The following is a 6333-nucleotide window of genomic DNA, read 5'->3' as shown; positions in this document are numbered from 1 at the left end:
CGGCGGGAAACCCGCCTACAGAACTTTTCGCAAAATTCAAAATTAAAGAATTCTGGGCAAAAAATCTCCTGCCTCCCCTGCTTCCCCTACTCCCCCTGCTCCTCTGCTCCCTCACTCTCCAGTCTTCACTACTTAAACTTTTTTAACACCAGTATGAAGTAATAACACTAATATGTGTCTTTTGATATATTATTGTCAATTTGGTGGTTATCCCATCGGGGGGGATGGGATAATAAATAACTAATTAGGCAAAACCCCAGCTATGTACTAGCTGTTGATTTTGTCTTCTATTCTGGTTTACATTGAGGAACTCATTGTGGTTGCCACACCGGAAAAATTACAAAACACCCAGGAGCATTTACCAACTCAAAACCGAGTAGCGGTGTTGCTCATGGGTTATGGTGAAGTCGAAAGCTACGAAGATTTTGCCAACTATAACGAACAGGCTCTAAATCTACTCACAGCCAAATTTGCACCCGTTCCTACCTGGATATATCCACCTTTAGCAAAATTATTGGCATTATTTGACCGCCACGAATGGGGACACCAACATCATGATTTTATCTCCCCTCATAATGCCATCTTTGAAAAACAACGGGCTGGAATTGAACAACAACTACAGGCTAAGTGGGGTAGTAACGTTCAAGTCTTCAAAGCTTTTAACTTCTGCGCTCCTTTTTTACCAAACCAAGTTTTAGCAGAAATCAAAAACCAAGGCTTTGATAAAATCCTAATTTATCCTCTACTGGTGGTTGATTCTATCTTTACCAGTGGAATTGCGATTGAGCAAGTCAACAAAGCTCTAGCTGAGATAACTGAAGGTGAAAACCATTGGTTAAAAGGACTACGTTACATCCCATCTTTCTATAATCAGCCGGAATATATTCATTTAATGGCGCGTCTGGTTGAGGAGAAAATTAACGCTGATTTAACAGCAGCATATTTACCTTCTCAAATTGGTATCGTGTTAATGAATCACGGTTGTCCTCACAAAGCCAAAGGTTTCACTTCTGGAATTACGGAAAGTCAAGCATTATATGAGTTGGTGCGGGAGGAGTTAATTAACCGTTATCCTCTCATTTCCGTAGGTTGGCTCAACCACGACACACCCCTAATTGAATGGACGCAACCCAATGCAACACAAGCCGCTAATAACCTGATTCAATTGGGTGCAAAAGCAATCATCTTTATGCCTATTGGTTTTGCCACAGAAAACCATGAAACTTTACTAGATGTACACCACATAATACACGCTTTAGAAAAAAATTATCCTGATGTGGATTATGTACAAATGCCTTGCGTTAACGACCATCCAGAGTTTTTAGCGATGGCGGCAGAGTGGGCAAATTCTCAAATTGCTGAGTTACAAAATGAGCAAGGATTAACAGTAAATCCACATATAGAGATTCATCACCACCATCATCACCACCATCATTAAACACCGGTTTGTAGTAAGGACTTTAGTCCTTATTTTCTCAGGACTGAAGTCCTTACTACAAAACATCATGTTTCCCATGCTCCAGTGTCTAATCTACTCCTCGCAGCTTGCGAGTATTTTCCACCAAACTCTGGGCGAATTGATCAAATCTTTGGGAAAGTTTTTCATCTAAAATTTTGCCTTCGGGACTGAACGCACCATAAGCTTGTCCGATAGCAATTTGCTCTGGAATTACCCAACCATGCACCCAACGCACAATCAAACGCAAATCATTTAAGGCATTGCTATTAGATTGACCACCGAGTACACTAATTAATCCGGTAACTTTCCCTGACAGTTGTTCAAAGCTCATTAAATCAAGGGCATTTTTCAAGACACCGCTAACACCGCCATGATATTCAGGTGTCGCCAAAATTAATCCATCAGCATTACTCACAGTATCACGCAATCGCTGCACATCGGGATATTCTGGATACTCTTTATCACCATTGCAAAATGGTAAGTTTAGCTGTCTTAAGTCTAAAATCTCTACCTCTGCACCTATAGCTTCTAGGCGTTGTGCTGCTATCTGCAAAGCTAACTGGGTGTAAGAGTTGGTTCTTAAACTACCCCCAATACCCACAATTTTCACCATAATCTACCTATAGTTAAGAAAATCTAAAAAACGAAGTCATTACGATTATGTTTACTATGTTAACGATTGATGTCACCACAGTCAAACTACTGAGGATGGAATATTGGGAAGAAAAAGTGTAAAAGTCACGATGAAAAGTTACACAATAAAAGAATCCTTGCTTTTAAATATTGCTATCTATCTTTTGACTTGGAGAGTGGGAGTTAGACTAGATTAGATAGCAGTGACTACGAGTTATGGCAATTTTTGCTAAAAGAGTAGGGTAAATCAAATGCTCGGCTATGGCAGCAGATAAAGGGTAATTGTTATGAAAAATTTTGGTAAACAGGCATTGATGAAACAGCAATCACCAAAGCGTGTGGCTTGGACTAGCGCAGTTGCAGCCAGTTTGATGATGTTGCCGAGTATTTTGGGGGGTAATCCCGCCTTGGCTCAAAAAGCAGAGCGCGACTCGCTAACTTATGGGCAGTTAATCCAAAAAATTAATCAAGAACAGGTTAAAAGAGTAGAATTAGACGAAACTGAACAGATAGCAAAAGTTTATTTAAAAGGGCAGAAGCCAGATACACCACCGATACAGGTGAGGCTGTTAGCGCAAAACCCAGAGTTAATTAATCAACTCAAAGAAAACAATGTAGATTTTGGGGAAGTTTCTTCTGCCAATAGTAGAGCAGCAGTTGGACTACTAATTAACTTGATGTGGATTTTGCCCTTAGTGGCTTTAATGCTGTTGTTTTTGCGCCGTTCTACCAATGCTTCCAGCCAAGCTATGAACTTTGGTAAATCGAGAGCGCGTTTTCAAATGGAAGCCAAAACAGGGGTAAAGTTTGACGACGTTGCAGGTATTGAAGAAGCGAAAGAAGAATTACAAGAAGTTGTGACTTTTTTAAAACAGCCAGAAAGATTTACGGCTGTGGGCGCACGTATTCCCAAAGGTGTGCTGTTGATCGGGCCTCCGGGTACTGGTAAAACTTTACTAGCAAAAGCGATCGCTGGTGAAGCTGGTGTACCGTTCTTTAGTATCTCCGGTTCGGAGTTTGTAGAAATGTTCGTGGGTGTGGGTGCTTCCCGCGTCCGTGATTTATTTAAAAAAGCTAAAGACAATGCACCTTGCTTAATCTTTATTGATGAAATCGATGCGGTAGGTAGACAAAGAGGTGCTGGTATCGGTGGTGGTAACGACGAGAGAGAGCAAACCCTCAACCAGTTACTCACCGAAATGGATGGTTTTGAAGGTAACACAGGGATTATTATTATTGCGGCTACTAACCGTCCCGATGTCTTAGATGCGGCGTTGTTGCGTCCCGGTCGTTTTGACAGACAGGTGATAGTGGATGCACCTGATTTGAAGGGACGACTGGAAATTTTGCAAGTTCATGCTCGCAATAAAAAGATTGATCCTAGTGTATCTTTAGATGCGATCGCTCGTCGCACACCAGGATTCACAGGTGCAGATTTAGCCAACCTCCTCAATGAAGCCGCAATTCTCACAGCTCGCAGACGCAAAGAAGCCATCACTATTTTAGAAATTGATGATGCTGTAGATCGAGTAGTCGCTGGGATGGAAGGGACACCCCTAGTAGACAGCAAAAGCAAACGCTTGATTGCTTATCATGAAGTTGGACACGCCTTAATAGGGACGTTATTAAAAGACCATGACCCAGTACAGAAAGTCACCCTCATCCCCAGGGGACAAGCACAAGGTTTAACTTGGTTCACCCCCAACGAAGAACAAGGTTTAATTTCCCGTTCCCAAATCAAAGCTAGAATTACAGCTACTTTGGGAGGTCGTGCAGCTGAAGAAATTGTTTTTGGTCAACCGGAAGTTACCACAGGTGCAGGGGATGACTTGCAAAAAGTGACATCAATGGCGCGGCAGATGGTGACAAGATTTGGTATGTCTGAATTAGGGCCAGTCTCCTTAGAAAATCAGGGTGGAGAGGTGTTTTTAGGACGCGACTGGATGAATAAATCAGACTATTCTGAGGAAATAGCCGGAAAAATTGATGCACAAATCCGAGAGATTGTCAATACTTGCTACCAAAAAGCCAAAGAATTGTTGCAAGAAAATCGCCTATTATTAGAGCGACTTGTAGATTTGTTGGTAGAAAAAGAAACCATTGATGGTGAAGAATTCCGCAAAATCATCGCCGAGAATAATACACCATTAATTGATGAAAAGGTAGCCGTATCTCAATCCTAGGAAACACAGGGAGTAGGGAGTTGGGTGTAGGGGTGTAGGGGTGAAAAACTTTTACCTAGTCCCTTCCAATCCCTTCCAGTCCTAATAACCAGCATCAAGAATACGTTGTGAGTCTTGGATGATGACTTGCGACTGCTGATTTCTGTACCTGGCATTACCTCTAGCTATTTGCTGTTGGCTAAACATTTCTTTTAACACCATTGCGGGATCGACATAGTTATTTGCATACTTCATGATCCAATGCAGGTGAGGGCCTGTTGTGCGTCCAGTCATCCCAATTCTACCAATTCTCGCTCCGGTGGGAATTGTTTGACCTTCCCATATTTGAATTCCCCCAGCGCGATCAATCATAAACCGCCTACCATTGGCGGTTTCTACATAACCTTCTAAATGACAATAGGTGTGTTCCCATTTGCCTGATTTTATCACTATGTGAGTACCACAAGCTCCGCGATCGCTCACTTTAGTTACAGTACCACCCCACCAATTACGAATGTAACTACCTTGTGGTGCAGCAATATCTAAACCATTGTGAAATTCCCAATTATTACCACCAGTTGCAGAACGACGATACCCAAAGGCTGATGTATAAGCTTGAAAATTCTCTACTGGAAAAGAAGCAGCTAACCAACCGCTACTTGTTGCTGTTTTATTTGACCTTGTTTCTCTGGCTCTAACAGTTTCTATTTGCGGTAATACAGTTATACAACTAAAAATACTTAAACATAAAATTAATAGTTTGACTCCAGAAAAAACTTTTTTTTGTTGCTGCTTATTCATTATTTTTATTCCTCAAGCCAATTAAATATAATCAATTCTTACTTGTTGAAAATTTCACAAATACCAAAGTAAATCTATAACCAAAATTCAAATTTATTAGTGAAAAATTGTGTTTTATCACTATTTGCCAATCTTGGCATTACAAAGATTTCAGTAGAAATATTGAGATTTTCAAGAAATTAGCTTACGACATAAGGGTTTACACTGTCAAATTGATTTTTTTTAGCCGAATCTTGGTAAAAGTAGCATATTTCAAATGCTTGGTATCATTAGAATTACCTATCAAATCTATTGCTATAATTAACATTTAAAAAATATCACCCCCAGACCTTGCGTATAAGGGAATGCTGGGAACTTGTAGAGAAGTTGCATACAACGTCTCTACATTCTCAAGTAGAGTTTCGCAGAGGTGTTTATAGTATACTTTGCCTCTAACTACTAAGCTATTCCATCAATGTATCAGTTTTCAGGATAGATACTGTTTTACGTATATACTTAATTTAGAGAAAAAATGTATTTTAGATAACAAAAAAACTGGCAGACATAATATACAGCATATTTCATCTTAGTGAGGTACAAACTGAAATCATAAAACCCTTGTGGAACAGGCATCCTGCCTGTTAACCTTGTACCTCATAACTTAGGAAACTGCTGTAAAAGATGGTCAGGGTTGATGATTGATGATACCGCAGTGACACGTATGATTATGTATAATTATATTTAGATAAATTATATAGAATTAAGATAAGCTGCCTAACGGGATAGTTGTTAAGTAATTAAAATCTTGTGATGTTTTAGGCGTAAAATGACGGAATAGGTTAATTGAAGCTCGATGATGAGTCAAGTTGACCCTGTGCAGGACGCAACCAAGCTATGCTGACTGAAATATTACCTTTCCGTTTTGAATTAGATACTGTGGCGATCGCCGGAGCGAGTTTGTGGTCTTTGGCGTTATACTTAGGTTTCTTCCCGGTGAGTGAATGGGTAATCGAACAACTCAACCGATGGTTTAACTTTGCCGAGCGATCGCTGTATACTAGCCAGTCAGAATTTGAAAAAACGCGCAAAGCCAGAGAATCGCAAAACGCCTTTTACGCCTCACTGTTTAGTATAGTGCCGTTTTTGGTAATTGGGGCATTATGTAACTGGGGAGTTGAAATCAGTTTAGGACGCAGTTGGGCAATTAGTACAGGTATACTTGCCTGTATGGGTTGCGGTATTTATGAACTAGGGCGTAGAGATGGGCAGTCTGATTAATTAGTCATTAGTCATACCAAT

General features: G+C 40.4%; 5 protein-coding genes. 3 read left to right on the top strand and 2 right to left on the bottom strand.

Annotated elements, in window-relative coordinates; translation table 11 throughout:
- Nucleotides 1-316: 316 nt before the first annotated feature.
- Complete coding sequence (locus A3775_RS07785) at nt 317-1438, top strand: ferrochelatase (protein WP_066377850.1); 1122 nt, start codon at nt 317-319, stop codon at nt 1436-1438.
- A gap of 88 nt (nt 1439-1526) precedes the next feature.
- Here the strand turns inward: A3775_RS07785 and A3775_RS07780 are convergent, their stop codons facing one another.
- The gene (locus A3775_RS07780; RefSeq protein ID WP_066377847.1) at nt 1527-2072 is read right to left on the bottom strand and encodes an NADPH-dependent FMN reductase; all 546 of its coding nucleotides are present in this window, start codon (nt 2070-2072) and stop codon (nt 1527-1529) included.
- A 307-nt stretch (nt 2073-2379) separates the two neighbouring features.
- Between A3775_RS07780 and ftsH the strand changes: the two genes are divergently transcribed.
- Nucleotides 2380-4275: an ATP-dependent zinc metalloprotease FtsH gene (ftsH, locus tag A3775_RS07775; protein ID WP_066377842.1), complete on the top strand. Its 1896-nt coding sequence runs from the start codon at nt 2380-2382 to the stop codon at nt 4273-4275.
- 81 nt (nt 4276-4356) lie between these two features.
- Here ftsH and A3775_RS07770 read toward each other — a convergent pair whose 3' ends face one another.
- On the bottom strand, nt 4357-5055 hold the full coding sequence (locus A3775_RS07770) for a M23 family metallopeptidase (protein WP_066424428.1): 699 nt from the start codon (nt 5053-5055) through the stop codon (nt 4357-4359).
- Between the two features lie 873 nt (nt 5056-5928).
- Here A3775_RS07770 and A3775_RS07765 point away from each other — a divergent pair.
- Nucleotides 5929-6312, top strand: coding sequence for a hypothetical protein (locus A3775_RS07765; RefSeq protein ID WP_066377839.1), 384 nt, complete (start codon nt 5929-5931; stop codon nt 6310-6312).
- Nucleotides 6313-6333 lie beyond the last annotated feature (21 nt).

The sequence above is a fragment of the Anabaena sp. 4-3 genome (assembly GCF_001597745.1).
GTDB lineage: Bacteria > Cyanobacteriota > Cyanobacteriia > Cyanobacteriales > Nostocaceae > Trichormus.
The sequence above is the reverse complement of the archived record's forward strand: the minus strand, read 5'-3'. Positions and strand labels throughout refer to the sequence as shown.